This window comes from Streptomyces sp. NPDC050147, from assembly GCF_040660195.1.
Taxonomy (GTDB): Bacteria; Actinomycetota; Actinomycetes; order Streptomycetales; family Streptomycetaceae; genus Streptomyces.
Genome location: NZ_JBFALJ010000001.1, coordinates 115,988 through 137,070, shown reverse-complemented (window position 1 = coordinate 137,070; position 21,083 = coordinate 115,988). Strand labels below are relative to the sequence as shown.

General features: G+C 69.7%; 19 protein-coding genes. 13 read left to right on the top strand and 6 right to left on the bottom strand.

What is annotated here, in order from left to right; all coding sequences use genetic code 11:
• Positions 1-21: 21 nt before the first annotated feature.
• The 7 genes from AB0I94_RS00620 (at position 22) to AB0I94_RS00590 (ending at position 6,064) form a co-directional block, all read left to right on the top strand.
• Positions 22-819: an FtsQ-type POTRA domain-containing protein gene (locus tag AB0I94_RS00620; RefSeq protein WP_363307173.1), complete on the top strand. Its 798-nt coding sequence runs from the start codon at positions 22-24 to the stop codon at positions 817-819.
• 275 nt (positions 820-1,094) lie between these two features.
• Positions 1,095-2,321 (top strand): cell division protein FtsZ, encoded by a 1,227-nt coding sequence (ftsZ, locus tag AB0I94_RS00615; protein ID WP_363307171.1) that lies wholly within the window; start codon positions 1,095-1,097, stop codon positions 2,319-2,321.
• The gene (gene pgeF, locus AB0I94_RS00610; protein ID WP_363307170.1) at positions 2,318-3,049 is read left to right on the top strand and encodes a peptidoglycan editing factor PgeF; all 732 of its coding nucleotides are present in this window, start codon (positions 2,318-2,320) and stop codon (positions 3,047-3,049) included. Before ftsZ ends, pgeF begins: the two co-directional genes overlap by 4 nt.
• Positions 3,050-3,055: 6 nt before the next feature.
• The gene (locus tag AB0I94_RS00605; protein WP_363307169.1) at positions 3,056-3,775 is read left to right on the top strand and encodes a YggS family pyridoxal phosphate-dependent enzyme; all 720 of its coding nucleotides are present in this window, start codon (positions 3,056-3,058) and stop codon (positions 3,773-3,775) included.
• Between the two features lie 124 nt (positions 3,776-3,899).
• Positions 3,900-4,544 carry a cell division protein SepF gene (gene sepF / locus AB0I94_RS00600; protein ID WP_363307168.1) on the top strand — a complete coding sequence of 215 codons (645 nt, stop codon included), beginning with the start codon at positions 3,900-3,902 and terminating at the stop codon, positions 4,542-4,544.
• Between the two features lie 70 nt (positions 4,545-4,614).
• The gene (locus tag AB0I94_RS00595; protein ID WP_249590439.1) at positions 4,615-4,899 is read left to right on the top strand and encodes a YggT family protein; all 285 of its coding nucleotides are present in this window, start codon (positions 4,615-4,617) and stop codon (positions 4,897-4,899) included.
• Between the two features lie 46 nt (positions 4,900-4,945).
• Positions 4,946-6,064, top strand: a complete 1,119-nt coding sequence (locus tag AB0I94_RS00590) for a DivIVA domain-containing protein (protein ID WP_363307167.1) — start codon at positions 4,946-4,948, stop codon at positions 6,062-6,064.
• Positions 6,065-6,255: 191 nt separating this feature from the next.
• Here AB0I94_RS00590 and ileS read toward each other — a convergent pair whose 3' ends face one another.
• Both ileS and AB0I94_RS00580 read right to left on the bottom strand, forming a co-directional pair.
• Positions 6,256-9,396: an isoleucine--tRNA ligase gene (gene ileS / locus AB0I94_RS00585; RefSeq protein WP_363307711.1), complete on the bottom strand. Its 3,141-nt coding sequence runs from the start codon at positions 9,394-9,396 to the stop codon at positions 6,256-6,258.
• 422 nt (positions 9,397-9,818) lie between these two features.
• Positions 9,819-10,010, bottom strand: coding sequence for a DUF1059 domain-containing protein (locus AB0I94_RS00580; protein ID WP_363307166.1), 192 nt, complete (start codon positions 10,008-10,010; stop codon positions 9,819-9,821).
• 305 nt (positions 10,011-10,315) lie between these two features.
• On the opposite strand from AB0I94_RS00580, the gene AB0I94_RS00575 reads away from it, so the two are divergent.
• From AB0I94_RS00575 to AB0I94_RS00555, 5 genes are all read left to right on the top strand, one after another.
• Complete coding sequence (locus AB0I94_RS00575) at positions 10,316-11,191, top strand: TraR/DksA family transcriptional regulator (RefSeq protein WP_363307165.1); 876 nt, start codon at positions 10,316-10,318, stop codon at positions 11,189-11,191.
• Positions 11,192-11,269: 78 nt separating this feature from the next.
• Positions 11,270-11,899: a signal peptidase II gene (lspA, locus tag AB0I94_RS00570; RefSeq protein WP_363307164.1), complete on the top strand. Its 630-nt coding sequence runs from the start codon at positions 11,270-11,272 to the stop codon at positions 11,897-11,899.
• A 73-nt stretch (positions 11,900-11,972) separates the two neighbouring features.
• The gene (locus tag AB0I94_RS00565; protein ID WP_363307163.1) at positions 11,973-12,914 is read left to right on the top strand and encodes an RluA family pseudouridine synthase; all 942 of its coding nucleotides are present in this window, start codon (positions 11,973-11,975) and stop codon (positions 12,912-12,914) included.
• Complete coding sequence (locus AB0I94_RS00560; RefSeq protein WP_363307162.1) at positions 12,911-13,381, top strand: GNAT family N-acetyltransferase; 471 nt, start codon at positions 12,911-12,913, stop codon at positions 13,379-13,381. Before AB0I94_RS00565 ends, AB0I94_RS00560 begins: the two co-directional genes overlap by 4 nt.
• A gap of 140 nt (positions 13,382-13,521) precedes the next feature.
• Entirely contained in the window at positions 13,522-15,111 is a 1,590-nt protein-coding gene (locus AB0I94_RS00555) for a Na+/H+ antiporter (RefSeq protein WP_363307161.1), read from the top strand.
• Between the two features lie 30 nt (positions 15,112-15,141).
• On the opposite strand, the gene AB0I94_RS00550 is transcribed toward AB0I94_RS00555, so the two are convergent.
• A complete protein-coding gene (locus AB0I94_RS00550; RefSeq protein WP_363307160.1) occupies positions 15,142-16,233 on the bottom strand; it encodes a mechanosensitive ion channel domain-containing protein in 1,092 nt (363 codons plus the stop codon).
• Between the two features lie 30 nt (positions 16,234-16,263).
• Between AB0I94_RS00550 and AB0I94_RS00545 the strand changes: the two genes are divergently transcribed.
• Positions 16,264-16,833, top strand: a complete 570-nt coding sequence (locus tag AB0I94_RS00545; protein ID WP_363307159.1) for a dienelactone hydrolase family protein — start codon at positions 16,264-16,266, stop codon at positions 16,831-16,833.
• A gap of 61 nt (positions 16,834-16,894) precedes the next feature.
• Here AB0I94_RS00545 and AB0I94_RS00540 read toward each other — a convergent pair whose 3' ends face one another.
• The 3 genes from AB0I94_RS00540 to AB0I94_RS00530 all read right to left on the bottom strand — a co-directional run bounded on the left by AB0I94_RS00540 (position 16,895) and on the right by AB0I94_RS00530 (position 21,055).
• Positions 16,895-18,358, bottom strand: a complete 1,464-nt coding sequence (locus AB0I94_RS00540) for a serine/threonine-protein kinase (RefSeq protein WP_363307158.1) — start codon at positions 18,356-18,358, stop codon at positions 16,895-16,897.
• A 40-nt stretch (positions 18,359-18,398) separates the two neighbouring features.
• Positions 18,399-20,132: an alkaline phosphatase D family protein gene (locus tag AB0I94_RS00535; protein WP_363307157.1), complete on the bottom strand. Its 1,734-nt coding sequence runs from the start codon at positions 20,130-20,132 to the stop codon at positions 18,399-18,401.
• Between the two features lie 104 nt (positions 20,133-20,236).
• Positions 20,237-21,055 (bottom strand): thioredoxin domain-containing protein, encoded by an 819-nt coding sequence (locus AB0I94_RS00530; RefSeq protein ID WP_363307156.1) that lies wholly within the window; start codon positions 21,053-21,055, stop codon positions 20,237-20,239.
• Positions 21,056-21,083 lie beyond the last annotated feature (28 nt).

The window sequence follows — 21,083 nt, the reverse complement described above, 5'->3', positions numbered from 1 at the left end:
GCCAAGAGAAGGCAGGGGATCGTGGCCGGACCGACCACCGCCGAACGGCGGAAGCCCGCTTCTGGTGGGTCCCGCCCGCCCCGCCCCCGGCGCTCCCGCGCACGCCTGCCGCAGCCGCGCACCCTGGTCCTCTCGCTGATCGCACTCGTGCTGCTGGGTGCGGGAGGAGGCTGGCTGTTCTACGGCTCGCAGTGGCTGCGCGTGGAGCGCGTGACGACGTCGGGGACACGGATCCTGACGCCGGAAGAGGTGCGCGAGGCCGCCGCGGCTCCGGTCGGGTCCCCACTGATCTCGGTCGACACCGACGCCCTTGAGGACCGGCTGCGGAAGAGACTTCCGCGTATCGACTCGGTCGAGGTCGAACGGTCCTGGCCGCACGAAATCGGTCTGAAAGTGACCGAACGCAAGCCGGTTCTCGTTGTCGAAAAGGGCGGAAAGTTTATTGAAGTGGACGCCGAGGGCGTGCGATTCGCCACTAGCGGACATGCGCCCAAGGGCGTCCCGCTCCTGGAATTGAGGCCGGATCAGGAGAAGGCGGCGGCGAGTCTGCGCCGTTTCGACGCGCACCGCCTGCGGCGTGAGGCGGTACGGGTCGCGGGTGCGCTGCCCGCCGCGGTGGCCCGCGACACACGCGCCGTCAAGGTCCGTTCGTACGACTCGATCTCGCTGGAGTTGAGCGGCGGACGCACCGTGGCGTGGGGCAGCAGCGAGAAGGGCCGGACGAAGGCAAGCACACTCACGGCGCTGATGAAAGCCGCCCCCAAGGCGGGGCACTTCGATGTGAGTGTCCCCACCGCCCCCGCCTCGTCGGCGAGTTGACGCATATCGTCGCAGGCCAGCACCCTGGTTCGGCAGCGCTACGGCTGATCACATAGGGTGAAAAGAAAAACGGGAGGTTCGGCGTGTTCGTTGAACGTGCGCCACTTGTCGACTTAGTGTCCTGTTCGGAAGAGTCCAAGGTACAGACACACTGGTAACCCTAAACTTCAACGTTAGGGTTCGGGTCGGCGTTCGGACCGTCCCATTCGGCATCAGTCGTCGCGGCGCTTGACCGCGAGGCGGCGACACGTAACTCGAGGCGAGAGGCCTTCGACGTGGCAGCACCGCAGAACTACCTCGCAGTCATCAAAGTCATCGGTGTCGGCGGCGGTGGTGTCAATGCCATCAACCGGATGATCGAGGTCGGTCTCAAGGGCGTCGAGTTCATCGCCATCAACACCGACGCGCAAGCCCTGTTGATGAGCGACGCCGACGTCAAGCTCGACGTAGGCCGTGAACTCACCCGTGGCCTCGGCGCCGGAGCCAACCCGGCAGTCGGCCGCAAGGCGGCCGAGGACCACCGCGAGGAGATCGAGGAGGTCCTCAAGGGGGCCGACATGGTCTTCGTCACCGCCGGCGAAGGCGGCGGCACCGGCACGGGCGGCGCACCTGTCGTCGCCAACATCGCTCGCTCCCTGGGCGCCCTGACCATCGGCGTCGTGACCCGGCCGTTCACCTTCGAGGGCCGTCGTCGCGCCAATCAGGCCGAGGACGGCATCGCGGAGCTGCGCGAAGAGGTCGACACCCTCATCGTCATCCCCAATGACCGGCTCCTGTCCATCTCGGACCGCCAGGTCAGCGTTCTGGACGCCTTCAAGTCGGCGGACCAGGTCCTGCTCTCCGGTGTCCAGGGCATCACCGACCTCATCACGACCCCAGGCCTGATCAACCTCGACTTCGCCGACGTCAAGTCGGTCATGTCCGAGGCCGGTTCGGCCCTCATGGGCATCGGCTCGGCCCGCGGCGACGACCGCGCGGTGGCCGCCGCCGAGATGGCGATCTCCTCGCCGCTCCTCGAGGCGTCCATCGACGGAGCGCGGGGAGTCCTGCTCTCCATCTCCGGCGGATCGGACCTCGGCCTCTTCGAGATCAACGAAGCGGCCCAACTGGTCAGCGAGGCGGCCCACCCCGAGGCCAACATCATCTTCGGCGCCGTCATCGACGACGCCCTGGGCGACGAGGTCCGGGTCACCGTCATCGCGGCGGGCTTCGACGGCGGGCAGCCGCCGTCCAAGCGCGACACCGTCCTCGGCTCGGCCTCGTCGGCCAAGCCGCGTGACGAGCAGCCGGCGGCCACCAGCCGTCCGGCCGAGTCCCGTTCGTCCTACGGCGGCCTCGGCAGCGTCACGTCGCACGAGGAGCCGTCGGCCCCGGAGCCGGTCGAGGTGACCCCGGTCAACGAAACCCCGTCCGCGCCCGTGGCCCCGCCGCAGGTGCCGCCGGCCCGTCCGTACTCGGACAGCCAGGCCGAAGAGCTGGACGTGCCGGACTTCCTGAAGTGATAAGCCAGCACAGCACCGTGAGCGGCGCGCACTTCGCCTTCACCGACAGGTGGGGCGGGGTGAGCGCCGTTCCGTACGAAGAGCTCAATCTCGGCGGCGCCGTCGGCGACGACCCCCAGGCCGTGCGGACGAATCGTTCGCTCACGGCCACCTCGCTCGGCCTCGACCCGCAGCGGGTCGTCTGGATGAACCAGGTCCACGGCCCCGACGTCGTCGTGGTCGACGGGCCCTGGGGCTCCGACGCCGAGATCCCGGCGGTCGACGCCGTGGTGACCGCCCGCAGGGGCCTGGCCCTCGCGGTGCTCACCGCCGACTGCACGCCCGTCCTGCTCGCCGACCCGGTGGCCAAGGTGGCCGCCGCGGCACACGCGGGCAGGCCCGGCATGATCGCCGGGGTCGTGCCCGCCGCCGTCGAGGCGATGACGAAGCTCGGCGCGGACCCGGCCCGCGTGGTCGCCCGCACCGGACCCGCCGTCTGCGGCCGTTGCTACGAAGTACCGGAGGCGATGCGCGCCGAGGTCGCCGCGATCGAGCCGGCGGCGTACGCCGAGACGAGCTGGGGCACTCCGGCGGTCGACGTGACCGCGGGGGTGCACGCCCAACTGGAGCGGCTCGGGGTGCGCGACCGGGCGCAGTCGCCGGTGTGCACCCTGGAATCCGGTGACCACTTCTCGTACCGCCGCGACCGGACCACCGGTCGTCTCGCGGGCTATGTCTGGCTGGACTGATAGGGCATGACGGACCGTAAGACTCAACTCGCCGCAAATCTGGCGAAGGTCGAAGAGCGCATCGCCGCGGCGTGTGCGGCGGCCGGGCGCAAGCGGGAGGAGGTGACCCTGATCGTGGTCACCAAGACCTATCCCGCGAGTGATGTGCGGATCCTCTCGGAACTCGGCGTGCGCCATGTCGCCGAGAACCGCGACCAGGACGCGGCTCCCAAGGCCGCGGACTGCTCGGATGTTCCCCTTACTTGGCACTTTGTCGGTCAATTGCAGACCAACAAAGTCCGCTCTGTGGTCAGTTATGCCGATGTGGTCCAGTCCGTGGACCGCCCCAAGCTCGTCACGGCCCTGTCGGCCGGTGCCGTGCGGGCGGAGCGCGAACTCGGCTGTCTGATCCAGGTCGCCCTCGACGCCGAGGAGAACGGCCGGGGCGAGCGCGGGGGCGTGGGTCCCGGCGGAATCGAGGAGTTGGCCGGTCTCGTGGCGCAGGCTCCGGGGTTGCGTCTCGACGGTCTGATGACCGTGGCGCCGCTCACCGGTCCGTACGCGGGCCGGCAACAGGCGGCGTTCGAGCGGCTGATGGAATTCTCAACCCTCATGCGCGCGACTCATCCGGCTGCGAACATGGTGTCGGCAGGGATGAGTGCGGACCTCGAACAGGCCGTGGCGGCCGGAGCGACACATGTGCGCGTCGGTACGGCGGTACTCGGAGTCCGACCCGGGCTCGGGTAACGTCGCCAAGAAGTCGGACCACAGCAGAAAATATGGTCATTCTCGCTGTTGGGCGGGGAGACCTCGTGGATCGCGGGCAGTTGGTGACGACAGCCGATCCACCACAGAGCGGAGGACTCAGAGCATGGCCGGCGCGATGCGCAAGATGGCGGTCTACCTCGGCCTCGTGGAGGACGATGGGTACGACGGTCCGGGGTTCGACCCCGATGACGAGTTCGAACCCGAGCCGGAGCCCGAGCGGGACCGCAGGCGGCATGAGCCGCCGCACCAGTCGCACCAGTCCCGTCAGGCACACGTGTCTGAAAGGGACGAATCGGTGCGAGTGGTACAGCCCCCCGCACCGCGTGAGCCGGTCGCCCATTCCGCTTCGCTAGCCGCGGAATCCGGACGTCCGGCACGAATCGCCCCCGTGGCATCCATCACACCTGAACGCCAGAGCCTGGAGAAGAACGCACCGGTGATCATGCCCAAGGTCGTGTCCGAGCGGGAGCCCTACCGCATCACCACGCTGCACCCGCGGACGTACAACGAGGCCCGTACCATCGGGGAACACTTCCGTGAGGGCACCCCGGTGATCATGAATCTGACCGAGATGGACGACACGGATGCGAAGCGACTTGTCGACTTTGCCGCCGGTCTGGTGTTCGGCCTCCATGGCAGCATTGAGCGAGTGACGCAGAAGGTGTTCCTGTTGTCGCCTGCTAACGTCGATGTAACGGCGGAGGACAAGGCTCGCATCGCAGAGGGCGGGTTCTTCAACCAGAGCTGAGACGTAAGTGATGCAGTAACGCAGAACCGGCAAACGCAGCACGAGCAACAGGGGAGAGGGAACCGCGAACATGAGCGTGGTCTTGCAGGTGCTTTACATCGCGCTGATGTGCTTCCTCATCGTGCTGATCTTCCGGTTGGTCATGGACTACGTCTTCCAGTTCGCCCGCTCATGGCAACCCGGCAAGGCGATGGTGGTCGTTCTGGAGGCCACCTACACTGTCACTGATCCACCGCTCAAGCTTCTGCGGCGGTTCATTCCGCCGCTGCGTCTCGGGGGCGTGGCGCTCGACCTGTCCTTCTTCGTATTGATGATCATCGTCTACATCCTGATCACCGTCGTGAGCGGCTTGTGAACGATACGGTCTTGCCGAATGCCGACGACTACGTTGAGGTGAAGAGATGCCGTTGACCCCCGAGGACGTGCGGAACAAGCAGTTCACGACCGTCCGCCTCCGAGAAGGCTATGACGAGGACGAGGTCGATGCCTTCCTCGATGAGGTCGAAGCCGAACTGACTCGCTTGCTCCGCGAGAACGAGGATTTGCGCGCCAAACTGGCCGCTGCCACCCGCGCCGCCGCGCAGAACCAGCAGCAAGGTGGCATGCGCAAGCCTCCGGAACCGCAGGATCAACGCGGTCCGGGCGCTCCGGTGCCCGCCGCAATATCAGGACCGCAGCCGGTGCCGCCGCAGCAGCAGCACCCGCAGCACCAGCAGATGGGCGGTCCGCCGCAGCTGCCCGGTGGCGCGCCGCAGCTGCCCGCGGGACCCAGTGGGCACGGCCCGCAGGGTGGTCCGCAGGGTCAGGGCCAGATGGGCCAGGGCCCCATGGGTCAGGGTCCGATGGGCCAGGGTCCGATGGGCGGCCCCATGGGTGGTCCCATGGGTGGCCCGCAGATGCCGCAGCCCGGTCAGGGCCCCGGCGGCGACAGCGCCGCTCGCGTGCTCTCCCTTGCGCAGCAGACCGCCGACCAGGCGATCGCGGAGGCCCGTTCCGAGGCCAACAAGATCGTCGGCGAGGCTCGTTCGCGCGCCGAGGGCCTCGAGCGTGACGCCCGTGCCAAGGCCGACGCCCTGGAGCGGGACGCGCAGGAGAAGCACCGTGTCGCGATGGGCTCCCTGGAGTCCGCCCGCGCCACGCTGGAGCGCAAGGTCGAGGACCTGCGCGGCTTCGAGCGCGAGTACCGCACGCGTCTGAAGTCCTACCTGGAGTCGCAGCTCCGTCAGCTGGAGACCCAGGCCGACGACTCGCTGGCACCGCCGCGGACCCCGGCGACGGCTTCCCTTCCGCCGTCCCCGGCGCCTTCCATGGCACCGGCCGGCGCGGGCGCCCCGTCGTACGGCGGTCAGCAGTCGATGGGCGGCAACCAGCAGAACGCCGGTCCGTCCTACGGCGGCCAGCAGCAGATGTCGCCGGCGATGACCCAGCCGATGGCGCCCGTGCGGCCGCAGGCCCCGCAGCCCATGCAGCAGGCTCCGTCGCCGATGCGTGGCTTCCTCATCGACGAGGACGACAACTGACGGCCGTTTCCACGCCTTAGGCGTCGGCAGCGTTCAGGGCGAGGCCCCCGGATCTTCTGGGGGCCTCGCCCTTTTGCGCGCCCACTCGCCGGGCCGGTGCAGAGACGTTCATCTGTGCGTGGCACACAACGCCGAAGGCCCGGTCCCGCCAAGATCTCTGGCAGAACCGGGCCTTCGGTGATCCCTGGCGGCTACGCCTTGCGGAGACGGAACGTGAGCGACAGTGACTCGTCCGTGAACGTCTCGCCGTACGCGTCGTCCGCCTCGCCCTGCTCGAAGTCCGTGGCGAGGACCTCGTCCGCGATGAGCTCGGCGTGGTCGGACAGGGCCGTGAGCACGGTCGGGTCCGTGGAGGTCCAGCGCAGGGCGATCCGGTCCGCGACGTCCAGGCCGCTGTTCTTGCGGGCCTCCTGGATCAGGCGGATCGCGTCACGGGCCAGGCCGGCCCGGCGCAGCTCCTCCGTGATCTCCAGGTCCAGGGCGACCGTGGCACCGGAGTCGGACGCCACCGACCAGCCCTCGCGCGGGGTCTCCGTGATGATGACCTCATCCGGGGCCAGCGTCACCGTCTCGCCGTCGACCTCGACCGACGCCGTGCCCTCGCGCAGGGCCAGGGACAGGGCTGCCGCGTCGGCGTCGGCGACGGCCTTGGCGACCGCCTGGACGCCCTTGCCGAACCGCTTGCCGAGGGCGCGGAAGTTGGCCTTCGCGGTCGTGTCGACGAGTGAACCGCCGACCTCGGAGAGTGACGCGAGTGAGGAGACGTTGAGCTCCTCGGTGATCTGGGCGTGCAGCTCAGGGTTGAGCGACTCGAAGCCCGTGGCCGCGACCAGGGCGCGGGAGAGGGGCTGGCGGGTCTTGACGCCCGACTCCGCGCGCGTGGCGCGGCCCAGCTCCACCAGGCGACGCACGAGGACCATCTGCTTCGACAGCTCCGGGTCGATCGCCGACAGGTCGGCCTCGGGCCAGGAGGTCAGGTGGACCGACTCCGGGGCGTCCGGGGTCACCGGCACCACCAGGTCCTGCCAGACGCGCTCGGCGATGAACGGCGTCAGCGGGGCCATGAGGCGGGTGACCGTCTCCAGGACCTCGTGCAGGGTGCGCAGGGCCGCCTTGTCGCCCTGCCAGAAGCGGCGGCGGGAACGGCGTACGTACCAGTTGGAGAGGTTGTCGACGAACGTGGACAGGAGCTTGCCCGCGCGCTGGGTGTCGTAGCCCTCGAGGGAGTGGGTGACCTGGTCGGTGAGTGCGTGCAGCTCGCTGAGCAGCCAGCGGTCGAGGAGCGGGCGGTCGGCGGGCGCCGGGTCCGCATCGCTGGGCGCCCACTTCGAGGTACGGGCGTACAGGGCCTGGAAGGCGACCGTGTTCCAGTACGTGAGGAGCGTCTTGCGGACGACCTCCTGGATGGTGCCGTGGCCCACGCGGCGGGCCGCCCACGGCGAGCCGCCGGCCGCCATGAACCAGCGCACCGCGTCGGCGCCGTGCTGGTCCATCAGCTGGATCGGCTCCAGGGTGTTGCCCAGGTGCTTGGACATCTTGCGGCCGTCCTCGGCGAGGATGTGGCCGAGGCACACGACGTTCTCGTACGACGACTTGTCGAAGACCAGGGTGCCCACCGCCATGAGCGTGTAGAACCAGCCGCGGGTCTGGTCGATGGCCTCCGAGATGAACTGCGCAGGGTAGCGGCTCTCGAAGAGCTCCTTGTTCCTGTGCGGGTAGCCCCACTGCGCGAACGGCATCGAACCCGAGTCGTACCAGGCGTCGATGACCTCGGGGACGCGCGTCGCGGTCTCCTGGCAGGTCGGGCAGGGGAAGGTGACCGCGTCGATGTACGGGCGGTGCGGGTCGAGCTGCGACTGGTCGGTGCCCGTCAGGTCGGAGAGCTCGGCGCGCGAACCCACACACGTCAAGTGCCCTTCCTCGCAGCGCCAGATGGGCAGCGGGGTGCCCCAGTAGCGGTTGCGGGACAGCGCCCAGTCGACGTTGTTGTTCAGCCAGTCGCCGAAGCGGCCGTGCTTGACCGAGTCGGGGAACCAGTTGGTCTTCTCGTTCTCCTGGAGGAGGCGGTCCTTGATGGCCGTCGTGCGGATGTACCAGGACGGCTGCGCGTAGTAGAGGAGCGCCGTGTGGCAGCGCCAGCAGTGCGGATAGCTGTGCTCGTACGGGGTGTGCCGGAAGAGCAGACCGCGGCCCTGGAGGTCCTCGGTGAGCTTTTCGTCGGCCTTCTTGAAGAAGACACCGCCTACGAGCGGGACGTCCTCTTCGAAGGTGCCGTCGGGGCGGACCGGGTTCACGACCGGGAGGCCGTACGCGCGGCAGACCTTGAGGTCGTCCTCACCGAAGGCGGGGGACTGGTGGACCAGACCGGTGCCGTCCTCGGTCGTCACGTAGTCGGCGTTGACCACGTAGTGCGCGGGGGCCGGGAACTCCACGAGGTCGAAGGGGCGCTGGTAGTTCCAACGCTCCATCTCGGCTCCGGTGAAGGTCTGGCCGGTGGTCTCCCAGCCCTCGCCGAGGGCCTTCTCGACGAGCGGCTCGGCGACGACGAGCTTCTCCTCACCGTTCGTCGCGACGACGTACGTGACGTCGGGGTGCGCGGCGACCGCGGTGTTGGAGACGAGGGTCCACGGAGTGGTCGTCCACACCAGGAGGGCCGCCTCGCCCGCCAGCGGGCCGCCGGTGAGCGGGAAGCGGACGAAGACGGAGGGGTCGACGACCGTCTCGTAGCCCTGCGCCAGCTCGTGGTCGGACAGGCCCGTGCCGCAGCGCGGGCACCAGGGGGCGACGCGGTGGTCCTGGACCAGGAGGTCCTTGTTGAAGATCTCCTTCAGGGACCACCAGACGGATTCGATGTACTCCGGGTTCATCGTCCGGTAGGCGTCGTCGAGATCCGTCCAGTAACCCATGCGGGTCGTGAGGTCGGCGAAGGCGTCGGTGTGCCGGGTCACGGACTCGCGGCACTTGGCGTTGAACTCGGCGATGCCGTACGCCTCGATGTCCTTCTTGCCGTTGAACCCGAGCTCCTTCTCGACCGCGAGCTCGACCGGGAGGCCGTGGCAGTCCCAGCCGGCCTTGCGGGCGACGTGGTACCCCCGCATGGTGCGGAAGCGCGGAAAGACGTCCTTGAAGACGCGGGCCTCGATGTGGTGGGCGCCCGGCATGCCGTTGGCGGTCGGCGGGCCCTCGTAGAACACCCACTCGGGGCGGCCCTCGGACTGCTCGAGACTCTTGGCGAAGATCTTCTGCTCGCGCCAGAAGTCGAGCACGGCGTGCTCAAGGGCGGGCAGGTCGACCTGGGCGGGCACCTGGCGGTACTGCGGCTGCGTGTGCAACGGCTGCGTGTTCAACGCGCTTCCTCCGGCGGACGATTCCGTTCCGTCGGAGGGACGAGAGCCCTTGTCGTGCTCCCGCGGTACCACCCTCCTTGGCCTCTCCTGCGCGTGTGGCGCACGGAAAAGCCCCCTCATTGGGGTCGCGATGCCGGTTCTACTGGCCCGCGGCGGGCCTGGGGGCCCATCGCTGGTGGTTCTTCCGGCGGCTCCGGGGTGATCTTCGCGTCGCGCCTGCCCCCGGGCTCGCACCGTCCCCGGGTCGCTCATGGCTGCGTACGCCGCTACTCGTCCCCATCCACGCTTCTCGCTGCGCCCAGTGTACGGCGCCGGGGCGGACGCGGCCGACCGGTTTTCGCGTGGACGGGGGAGAAGGCGGAGCGGGGCTTCCCGGGCGGGTCGGTGGTGGGGCGGCAGGGGCCGCTTCAGGCACGCTGGGGGACTTCGTCCCTGAGGGATTCGCGGACCATCCTGCGCAGCTCATGGCTGTCCGTGTGGCCGTGGACCGACACGGCGTGCTCGCTCGCGGCGCGGACCACTTCCTCCTCTTCACCGGAGATGGCGAGGCTGCAGTTGGTCTCGCTCGGGAATTCTCTGCAGTCGGCTGTTTTTCGCATGGTGCACCTTCTTCACTTATGCACCACTTTAGCCTTGTTTCGGGCCTGGAAACGGGCTCGGGCCCGGTGCTGTCGGGACCGCGGTGACTGACCCGAATGGCGACATGCGGGGAGCCCGGATCCCGACCCGCGCTGCCGGGCGGATTACCGGGCCGGGAGCTGGGCACAACGCATGCATGCTCGCCGCGCGGCACGCGCGGGGCGGGCGCATCAGGCGGCGTGCCCCGTTGCCGCGGGCTCTGAGTCGATTTATCGTCCCAGCACGTATCGCGAGCAAGATCACAAAATGTGAAGGGGCCGCGGCCATGGTGGCGAAGAAGACCGCCGTACAGCATCCGGCGTCGGGCAGATCCACGGGCGCGGCCACGAACGAGAGCGGCGCCGGCAAGACGACTGGCGCCGACGAGACCGGCGCCAAGAAGACCACCGCCAAGAAAGCCGTGGCGAAAAAGGCAGCCGTCAAGAAGGCTGTCGCCAAGAAAGCGGTCGCCAAGGTCGCCGACATCGGCAAGAAGCCAGCGGCCGAGGAGGGCGCGGCCAAGGAGCCCGCTCGGAAGAAGAGCGCCGCGGCCAAGAAGACGGCTGCCCAAAAGAGCACAGCCAAGAAGACGGCTGCCAAGAAGAGCACAGCCAAGAAGACGGCCGCACCAGCGGCCGAGGGTGCGGCTCAGGCCGCGGAGACGACGGGAGCCACGACAGTGGTCACGAAGAAGACTCCGGGCACGGCGACGGCAGCCAAGAAGCCGACGGCGGTGCCCAAGGCGCGGGGTGCCGCGGCGGAGCCCGGTGAGCTCGCCGTCAGGCCGGGTGAGGACCCCTGGACCCCGGAGGAGGTCGAGGAGGCGCGCACGGAGCTGCAGAGCGAGGCGCTGCGGCTCGGCAGCGAGATCTCCGCCTCCGAGGACGCCCTGGTCGGCCTGATGCGGGACTCCGGGGACGGCGCGGGCGACGACGAAGCCGACACCGGCACCAAGAACATCACGCGGGAACACGAGATGTCGCTGGCCGCCAACGCGCGCGAGATGCTCGAACAGACCGAGCGCGCCCTGGAGCGTCTTGACGCCGGGACGTACGGCATCTGCGAGAACTGCGGCAGTCCCATCGGCAAGGCGCGGATGCAGGCCTTCCCCCGCGCGACCCTGTGCATGGATTGCAAGCAGAAGCAGGAACGGCGCTACTGAACACGGCCTGACCACCTGGTGCCGTACGTGTGTGCCGTACCCTCGTCCCCAGTCAGGTACCTAGGTTGAGGGACTCACGTGGCAGAGGCGGAGCGCATCATCGGTACGCCGGATATCCCTGAGGCGGCTGGGGCCGAGCCGGAGCAGTCCGCCTCGGACTCCGGCGAGGCGGCGGGGCGGGGCGAGCAGACTTCGCCGGACGAGCAGGGGCCCAAGAGCAAGGGCAAGCGCAAGATCCTCGTCCTGTTCGCGGTGTCCGTACTGGCGTACGCCCTGGACCTCGTCAGCAAGATGATCGTCGTCGCGAAGCTCGAGCACCACGAGCCGATCGAGATCGTCGGCGAGTGGCTCCAGTTCAACGCCATTCGGAACGCGGGCGCCGCCTTCGGGATCGGCGAGGCCTTCACCGTGATCTTCACCTGTATCGCGGCGGCCGTGATCGTGGTCATCGCCCGCCTGGCCCGCAAGCTGTACAGCATGCCGTGGGCGATCGCGCTCGGCATGCTGCTCGGCGGCGCCCTGGGCAACCTCACCGACCGCATCTTCCGTGCGCCCGGGGTGTTCGAGGGAGCGGTGGTCGACTTCATCGCGCCGAAGGGCTTCGCGGTGTTCAACCTCGCGGACTCGGCGATCGTGTGCGGCGGCATCCTGATCGTGATCCTCTCCTTCCGCGGCCTGGACCCGGACGGCACCGTCCACAAGGACTGACTCCGGGCGGGGGAGAGCCCTCGGTGGAGGCTCGCGGTGCGGGAGTGTCGGTGCGCTCCTGCATACTCAATGGGTGAGCACGATTCCCGAGATCCGTACCCTGCCCGTGCCGGACGGCCTGGAGGGCGAGCGCGTCGACGCCGCCATCTCTCGCATGTTCGGTTTTTCCCGTACGAAGGCCGCCGAGCTGGCGGCGGCAGGCAAGGTGATGGTCGACGGCAGCGTGGTCGGCAAGTCCGAGCGTGTGCACGGCGGCGCCTGGCTGGAGGTGGAGATGCCGCAGGCGCCCGCTCCGGTGCAGATCGTCGCCGAGCCCGTCGAGGGCATGGAGATCATTCATGACGACGACGACATCCTCGTGATCGTCAAGCCGGTGGGCGTGGCCGCGCACCCGAGCCCCGGCTGGACCGGCACCACGGTGATCGGCGGCCTCGCGGCGGCCGGATATCGCATCTCGACCTCCGGTGCCGCGGAGCGCCAGGGCATCGTGCACCGCCTCGACGTGGGCACCTCCGGCCTGATGGCGGTCGCCAAGTCGGAGCGGGCGTACACCTCCCTGAAGCGCCAGTTCAAGGAGCGCACGGTCGACAAGCGCTACAACGCGCTCGTGCAGGGCCACCCCGACCCCATGAGCGGCACGATCGACGCCCCCATCGGCCGGCACCCGAACCACGACTACAAGTGGGCGGTCACGGCCGAGGGCAAGCCCTCCGTCACGCACTACGACCTCATCGAGGCGTTCCGGGCGGCCTCGCTGCTCGACATCAAGCTGGAGACGGGCCGCACGCACCAGATCCGCGTGCACATGGCGGCCCACCGCCACCCGTGCGTCGGCGATCTGACGTACGGCGCCGACCCGACCCTCGGCAAGCGGCTCGGTCTCACCCGCCAGTGGCTGCACGCGGTGCGGCTCGGCTTCGAGCACCCCGGGGACGGGCAGTGGGTGGAGTTCGAGAGCACGTATCCGGACGATCTCCAGCAGGCGCTCGACCGGGTCCGGGCAGAGAGCGCATGAGCGCCGGGGTGACCTGCCGGGTCGCGGTCGGCACCGACGACCTGGAGGCCTGCTTCGCGGTCCGCAAGGAAGTCTTCGTCGTGGAGCAACGGGTCCCCGCGGACCTGGAGTACGACGCGTACGACGCCGACGCGGTGCACGTCATCGCGGTCCGCGACGACGGTCTCGCCCTGGGCACGGGCCGTCTGCTCACCGGTGCGGCGGCCGCCGCCAAGAACGGCGGCGACGCCGAGGTGGGCGCGCTCGGCCGCCTCGCGGTGACCGAGGCCGCGCGCGGCCTCGGTGTGGGCGCGGCCCTGGTGCGGGCGATCGAGGACGCGGCACGCGCGCGTGGCCTCACCGCCGTCGACCTGCACGCGCAGACGCACGCCCTGGGGTTCTACGAACGGCTGGGCTACGAGGTCTACGGCCCCGAGTTCCCGGACGCGGGCATCCCGCACCGGGCGATGCGCAAGGCGCTGGACTAGCGAGCCGCACGGGCGCCCGGAGGGGCATGGGCCGGTTCGCGGGGTATGCGTGGCAGGGTTGAGGTCTTGATCGTCCGAGCCTCGGCAGTCCCTGCCTGACGAGCCGCCTCGAACCGCCTCGAACCTCCGGAGGGCGCACCGTGGACCAACTGGCGCTGCTGCTCATTCTGTTGCTCGGTGCTGTCGTGACGGTGCCGTTGGGGGAGCGGCTCGGGCTGCCCGCGCCCGTCCTCATGACGCTGGCCGGGATCGTTCTCGCCTTCGTCAGCTGGGTCCCGAACGTAGAGATCCCGCCCGACTACATCCTTCCGCTGGTCCTTCCGCCCTTGCTGTACGCGGCGGTCCAGCGCACCTCCTGGCGGCAGTTCGCGGCCAACAGACGCCCCATCTTCCTGCTCGCCGTGGCCCTCGTCTTCGTGACGACCGCCGCGGTCGCCGCGATCGCGAACTCGGTGGTCCCCGGCCTTCCGATCGCCGCCGCCGTGGCGCTCGGCGCGCTGGTGGCGCCGCCCGACCCGGTCGCCGCGACCGCCGTCGCCGGGTCGCTCGGGCTGCCGCGGCGGCTCGTGTCGATCCTGGAGGGGGAGGGTCTCTTCAACGACGTCACGGCGATCGTGCTCTATCACGTGGCGATCGCGGCGGCGGTCAGCGGGACGTTCTCCTGGCCGTCGGCGGTGGGCCAACTGGTGCTCTCCGGGGTGGTCGCCGTCGCCGTGGGGGTCGCGCTCGGCTGGCTCACCAACAAGCTCATGGGGATGCTCGGCGAGGCCACCCTGCAGACCGGCCTGACGCTGCTCGTGCCCTTCGTGAGCTATGTGCTGGCCGAGGAGCTGCTTGGCTCCGGCGTGCTCGCCGTGCTGACCACCGCGCTCTATCTGGCGGAGCACGGCGCCGACGCCGACGACGTGCTCGGCAGGATCACCGGGCAGACGTTCTGGAGAATCGTCGACACCCTGGTCACCGGTGTCGCCTTCGGGCTCATCGGGCTCGAACTGCACAACGTCTTCGGCACGGCGAACGGCCGTGAGCTGCGGATGATCGGCTGGGGCGCGGCGGTCGTCGCCGTCGTCGTCGGCGTACGGCTGCTGTGGCTGCTGCCCGCGACCTGGCTGGCCAAGCGGCTGCACAAACGGCGGGACTACGACGAGGACATCCCGACGAGCTGGCGCGAGACCGTCGTCATGTGGTGGTCCGGGATGCGGGGGGTGGCCTCGGTCGCCCTCGCCCTCGCCATTCCGCTCAAGACGGAGAACGGCGACCCCTTCCCGGCCCGGGACGAGATCATCTTCATCGCCTTCTGCGTGATCATGGCCACGCTCGTCGTCCAGGGGCTCACCCTGCCCTGGCTGGTGAAGAAGCTCGGCGTGCGCGCGGACACGGACGCCGAGCGGGCCGTCGAGCGTGATCTCGCCATCCGGGCGGCCAAGGCGGCCAAGCGCCGCCTCAAGGAGATCGAACAGGTCGAGGCGCTGCCGGAGGACCTCTCGGAGCGGCTGCTGCGCGGGGCCTTCGACATCGGGGCCAGGATCAGCCCCGACATCGTCGACGACGAGCGGCGCGAACGGTACTCCAAGCGCGCCGACCGCCTCAAGGCGGTCCAGCGCATCCAGCGCGACATGATGTCGGCCGCCCGCCACGAGATCCTTGCCGCGCGCAGTGAACCCGGCGCCGATCCGGAGATCGTCGACCGGGTCCTGCACCAGCTCGACGTACGCAGCCTGCGGTCCTGAGGGACGCGCGCGTCCTGTCCCCGGCGGGGCTCAGCCCCGGCCCGTGCGGGGCACTATCGGCGGCGGCGGATGCGGATGGTCGTCGTCCGGCGGCAGCTCGGCCCAAGCCGTGGTGACCTTCGGCAGGGCGTACGCGTGGTGATCGGTCAGCCAGCGGATCAGGTGCTCGCGCACGGTCACCCGCACCGTCCAGATGTCGTCCGCGTCCTTGGCGGTGACCAGGGCGCGGACCTGGATCGTGTTCGGCGTCGTGTCCGTGACCGCAAGGCCCCAGTCCCTGCCGTCCCAGGCGGCACACTCGCGCAGGATGTCCTGGAGCTTCTCGCGCATCTCGGTGACCGGTGCCGAGTGGTCGAGATGGAAGAAGACGGTGCCGGTCATCTGGGCGCCGCCGCGCGACCAGTTCTCGAAGGGCTTCGACACGAAGTAGGACACCGGCATCGTGATCCGGCGCTCGTCCCAGGTCCGCACGGCCAGGAAGGTCAGGGTGATCTCGTCGATCGTGCCCCACTCGCCGTCCACGACGACCGTGTCACCGATCCGCACCATGTCGCCGAAGGCGATCTGCAGCCCAGCGAAGAGATTGGCGAGGGTGGACTGGGCGGCGACGCCCGCGACGATGCCGAGTACACCGGCCGACGCGAGCAGGGACGTCCCGGCCGCCTGCATGGCGGGAAACGTCAGCAGCATCGCTCCGACGGCCACGACGCCGACGATCGCGCTGACCACCCGCTGGATGAGTGTGACCTGCGTACGCACGCGGCGGACGCGGGCCGGGTCGCGGTGGGCGTTGGCGTATTGCGCGTAGGTCGCCTCGACGATGGCGGTCGCGATACGGACGAGGAGCCAGGCCACGGACCCGATGAGGACCAGGGTCAGGGTCTGCGCGACAGCCGCCGCGTGGTCCTTGCCGATCTCGGCTTGTTCGAACGAGCCGCGCAGCAAGGCGGCACACAGGGAGAGCTGAAGTGGCAGTCGGCAGCGGCGCAGCAGACCCCACAGCGGATTGTCGGGGTGGCGGTCATCGGCCCGGCGCAGCAGCACATCGGCCAGCCAAACCACGGCCAGCGTGAGCACGACCGAGCCGCCGACCACGATCAACGGACGCAGTACGTTCTCCATGCCCCCGAGGGTAGGTGGCACGATGGCCTCATGAACATCATGCTTTTCCACTCGACGTACGGGCTGCGGCCCGCGGTGCACGCGGCGGCCGACCGGCTGCGCGCGGAAGGCCACGAGGTGTGGACGCCCGATCTGTTCGACGGGCGCACCTTCGACACCGTCGAGGAAGGCATGGCCTTCAAGGACGAGCTCGGCAAGGAAGAGCTCCTGAAGCGGGCGATCCTGGCCTCCGCGCCCTACTCCGAGCGAGGGCTCGTCTACGCCGGGTTCTCGCTCGGCGCCGCCACCGCGCAGACCCTGGCCCTCGGCGACGACAAGGCGCGCGGTCTGCTGCTCCTGCACGGCACGTCCGACATCGCGGAGAACGCGACGGTGGACGAGCTGCCGGTGCAGCTGCACGTCGCCGAGCCGGATCCCTTCGAGACGGACGACTGGCTGAGCGCGTGGTATCTCCAGATGGGACGCGCCGGAGCCGACGTCGAGGTCTACCGCTACGCCGGAGCCGGCCACCTCTACACCGACCCCGACCTCGACGACTACGACGCCGAGGCGGCGGAGGCGACGTGGCGCACGGCGATCGGCTTCCTGGAGACGCTGTAGCCCTTACGGCAGCTCACGCGCTCGCCGGCTCCCTTACGGCAGCTCACGCCCCTGGGGGAGGTCACGCGCGCGTGCAGCGGCCGATCGGGGCGCTGACGGGCGGCTTGCACTGGAGGCCGTAGTCGCCGCCGCTGGAGCTGAGGTACCGCCCGACGCATTCGTTGCCCGAGGTCCTGCCGCGCTCGGCGCAGAACCGCAGGGCGGCTCTGCCGTCCGCGAACGGCCCTGGCGCGTAGAACACCCAGAAGCCCGGCCGCAGCGAGGCGTAGTCGTCGCTGCGCAGGTACTCCGCCTGCGGCACGTCCTTGCGTACGGCGGCGAGCCGGCGGTCGCGGGCGTCCGCGCCCGTGCTGACCGGCTCGGAGAAGAGCTGGGCGATCCAGCTGCCTGATGCAGGTGGCGTCGCCGATGCCGATGCCGATGCCGATGCCGTCGCCGATGTCGAGGCCGAGGCCGACGGCGTGGTCGGGTCGGGGCTTTCGCTCCGGGTGGGGCTCTTGGACTCCCCCTCCGTGCCTGACCCGCCCCGCAGCCCCGGCACCAGCGCCAGCACCAGCGCGGCACCGGCCACCAGGGCCAGCGCCACGGCGACCCCGGCGACGATCACCGGTGTACGCCGGCGCGGCTCGGGAAGTGGCGCGCCCACCGTCACGGCGGGCCGCTCCGAAGTCTGCGTGGGCTGCCAGGCGATGCCGTTCGCCACGGCGGCGAGCATCGCGTCCAGGCGCTCCGCCTCCGGGCGAAGTGCCGGGTCCCGCACCAGGAGGGCGCTCAGAACCGGAGCGAGCGGCCCGGAGCGCACCGGCGGCGGCACGGGGTCGTCGAGCACGGCGGCGAGCGTGGCCAGCGTCGTGGCGCGGCGCAGCGGGCTGACACCCTCCACGGCGACGTAGAGGACCAGGCCGAGCGACCAGAAGTCGGCCGCCGGGCCCTGGTCCGTGCCGCGGATGCGCTCGGGCGCCATGTACTCCGGCGAGCCGATCAGGTCGCCGGTCGCGGTGAGTCGCGTGGAGCCTCGCAGCGAGGCGATGCCGAAGTCCGTGAGGACCACGGAGGGGCCCGCGCCGCCGGGTGCCTTCTCCCGCAGCAGGACGTTGGCGGGCTTGACGTCCCGGTGCAGGATGCCCGCGGCGTGGGCGACACGCAGCGCCGAGAGCAGCTCGCGGCCGATGCGCGCCGCCTCGTGCGGTGGCAACGTGCCCTCCTCCAGGAGGTCCTGGAGCGTGCGCCCCGGCAGCAGCTCCATCACCAGCCAGGGGTGCGGGCCCGAGTCCACGATGTGATGGATCGTCACCACATGCGGGTGGTTGAGCCGGGCAAGCGCCCTGGCCTCGCGCAGCACTCGCTCGCGCAGGACGCGCGACTGCTCGCCCGTCAGCTCGCGCTCCGTGGGCCGTACCTCCTTGATGGCCACCTCGCGGTGCAGCACGGTGTCACGCGCCCGCCACACCGTGCCCATGCCACCGCTGCCGAGCCGCTCCAGCAGCTCGAAGCGCCCGTCCACCACGTCCCCCTGGCGACTCATGCCGACAGGGTAAGGGGCGCCGACGGCACCCGTGACCCGGTCAGCGCACCGGCGAGTACGCCCGCTCGACCCTCTGGGTGCCGCTGAGGGTGCGGTACGAACGAGCCCACTTGGACGTCGCTTCGGGGTCCTTGCGGTCGGACAGGACGAAGTAGTCCATCTGTGAGCGCTCGGTGGTGACGTCGAGGACGCCGTACCCGTGCGAGTCCATGTCCAGCCACTTCACATGGCGGTTGGCCGCCTTCACCGCGCCGACCGCGACCAGCGAGAGGGTGTGCGGGGCGACGTGCAGGATGTCGTCCACGTTGTCGGAGGTCACGGACGTGACCACGAACTCCGTGGCCGCGGAGGGCGATCCGGGATACGTGGCGGCCCTGACCGGCACGTCGTTCGCCCACGCCATATGGATGTCCCCGGTGAGGAAGACCGTGTTCCGGATCGCCTTGTCGACGAGGTGGGAGATGAGCTCCTTGCGGTCGTCGGTGTAGCCGTCCCACTGGTCGCCGTTGACGGCGAGGCCTTCCCTGGGCAGGCCGAGCAACTCCGCGATGGGCTTTAGGAGATGGGCCGGCACGGAACCGAAGGCGACCGGCGAGATCATCACCGAGGTGCCGACCAGCTTCCAGGAGGCGTCGGACGAGGCCAGGCCCGCCTTCAGCCAGTCGAGCTGGGCGCGGCCCGTGATCGTACGGTCCGGGTCGTCCACGTCCCCGCTGCCGAATCGCGCCTGCTCGGAGCGGAAGGACCGCAGGTCGAGCAGGTGCAGATCGGCCAGCTTGCCGAAGCGCAGGCGACGGTAGACGGTCCCTTCAGTGGAAGGGCGTACGGGCATCCACTCGAAGTACGCCTGCTTGGCGGCCGCCATGCGCTGCGCCCAGCCGCCCTCGGCCTCCGGGGAGTGGTTCACCGCGCCGCCCGACCAGGTGTTGTCGGCGAACTCGTGGTCGTCCCAGATCGCGATCAGGGGGTGCGCCGCGTGCATCGCCTGCGCGTCCGGATCGGTCTTGTGGGCGCCGTGCCGGGTGCGGTAGTCGGCGAGGCTGACGATCTCGTGCCGCGGCTCGTGCTGCCGCACCCCGTACTCGGCTGCCGGGTATTCGCCGCTCCGGTACTCGTAGATGTAGTCGCCGATGTGGAGCACCGCGTCGAGCTCGGTGCGGGCCGCGAGATGGCGGTACGCGGAGAAGTAACCGGCCTCCCAGTTGGCGCAGGACACCACGCCGAACCGGATGCCGGGGGCCGCCGCTTCGTGTGCGGGGGCGGTGCGGGTGCGGCCCACGGGGGAGTGCGCCGGGGTGCCGTCGCCGCCCGAGCCGTCCGCGGAGCCGCCCACGGAGAAGCGGAAGTAATAGGTGGTGGCAGGGCTCAGGCCCCTTACGTCGGCCTTGACGGTGTGGTCGGCCGTGGCCCGCGCGGTCGTGCTGCCGTGGCCGACGATCCGGGTGAAACCCTTGTCCTCGGCTATCTGCCAGCTCACCTCTGTGTCGGGCCCCTTGCCGGAGCCCGGCGTGGCCTCCGGTGTCGGCGTCACCCGGGTCCACAGCAGGACACCGTCGGGCAGCGGGTCTCCCGAGGCGACTCCGTGGTGGAAGGCGGGCCCTTCGGCGGCGTGGGCGAGGGGAGCGGCTGCGAGCGGCGCGAGGGCCGCGGTGGCGGCAGCGGCCTTGACGACCGTACGGCGGCTCGGCGCCGGGGAGTTGAGCGATCTGGCCGGTGAGTCGAGCGATCCGGCGGGAGAGTTGAGCGATCTGTGATCGCTGTTTCGACTGGTCACGGGCGATCACCTTACTGATCGGTAATCGCCAAGAGCGGGCGAACCACGAAACGTTCGCCCGCTCTTTCGCCGTGGGCCGCTCAGCTAGCGGCCCTGCTGTCCGCTCAGGCCTTGAGCGCGGCGTCGATGGCCGCCTTGTACTCCTCGACCGTCGAGGGCGCGTTCTTCTTGTCGGAGCCGGTCAGCTTCTCGCTGTCCATGACGAAGGAGGGCGTGCCGTCGACGCCGTCCTTGTTGTCGTCGAACTTCTCCGACATCTCCAGGGCCCAGCGGTCGTACGTGCCGTCCTTGACGTCCTTCGCGAAGGTCTTGCTCTTCTTGAGCTCAGGGACCTGGTTCGCGATCTTGGTCAGGTACGCGTCGTCCTTGAACTTGTCCTCCGTCTCGGAGGGGTGATTCTCCTTGGCGAACAGCGCCTTCTTGTAGTCGAGGAAGGCCTGGTCGCTCACGTTCAGGGCGGCGCCAAGGGCGCTGAGCGCGTTCTTGGAGCCCTCACCCGTGAGGTTGCGGTCGAGGAACGACGCGCCGATGAACTGGATCTTGTACTTGCCGTCCTTCAGATCCTTCTCGACCGTCGGGCCCACGGTCTGCTCGAAGCTGGCGCAGACCGGGCAGCGCGGGTCCTCGTAGACCTTGAGGGTCTTCTTGGCACTGTCCTTGCCGATGACGACGGTCGTGCCGTCGGTGCCCGCGGAGTTGGCCGGCTTGACCAGCTTCTCGTCCTTGGCGGCTTCCCAGTGGTCGGGCTTGTTGGCCTGCATGACGGCATAGCCGACGCCGCCCGCGATCGCCAGGACCGCGACGACGGAGACGCCGACGATCATCGTCCGCTTCGCCTTCTGCCGCTTGCGCTCGGCTTCCTGCTGGGCGCGGATCCGCTCGCGGGCCGCCGACTTGGCCGCCTGGCTGTTGCGCTTGCTCATGATGGTGTTCTCCGTAGGGGTGACATGC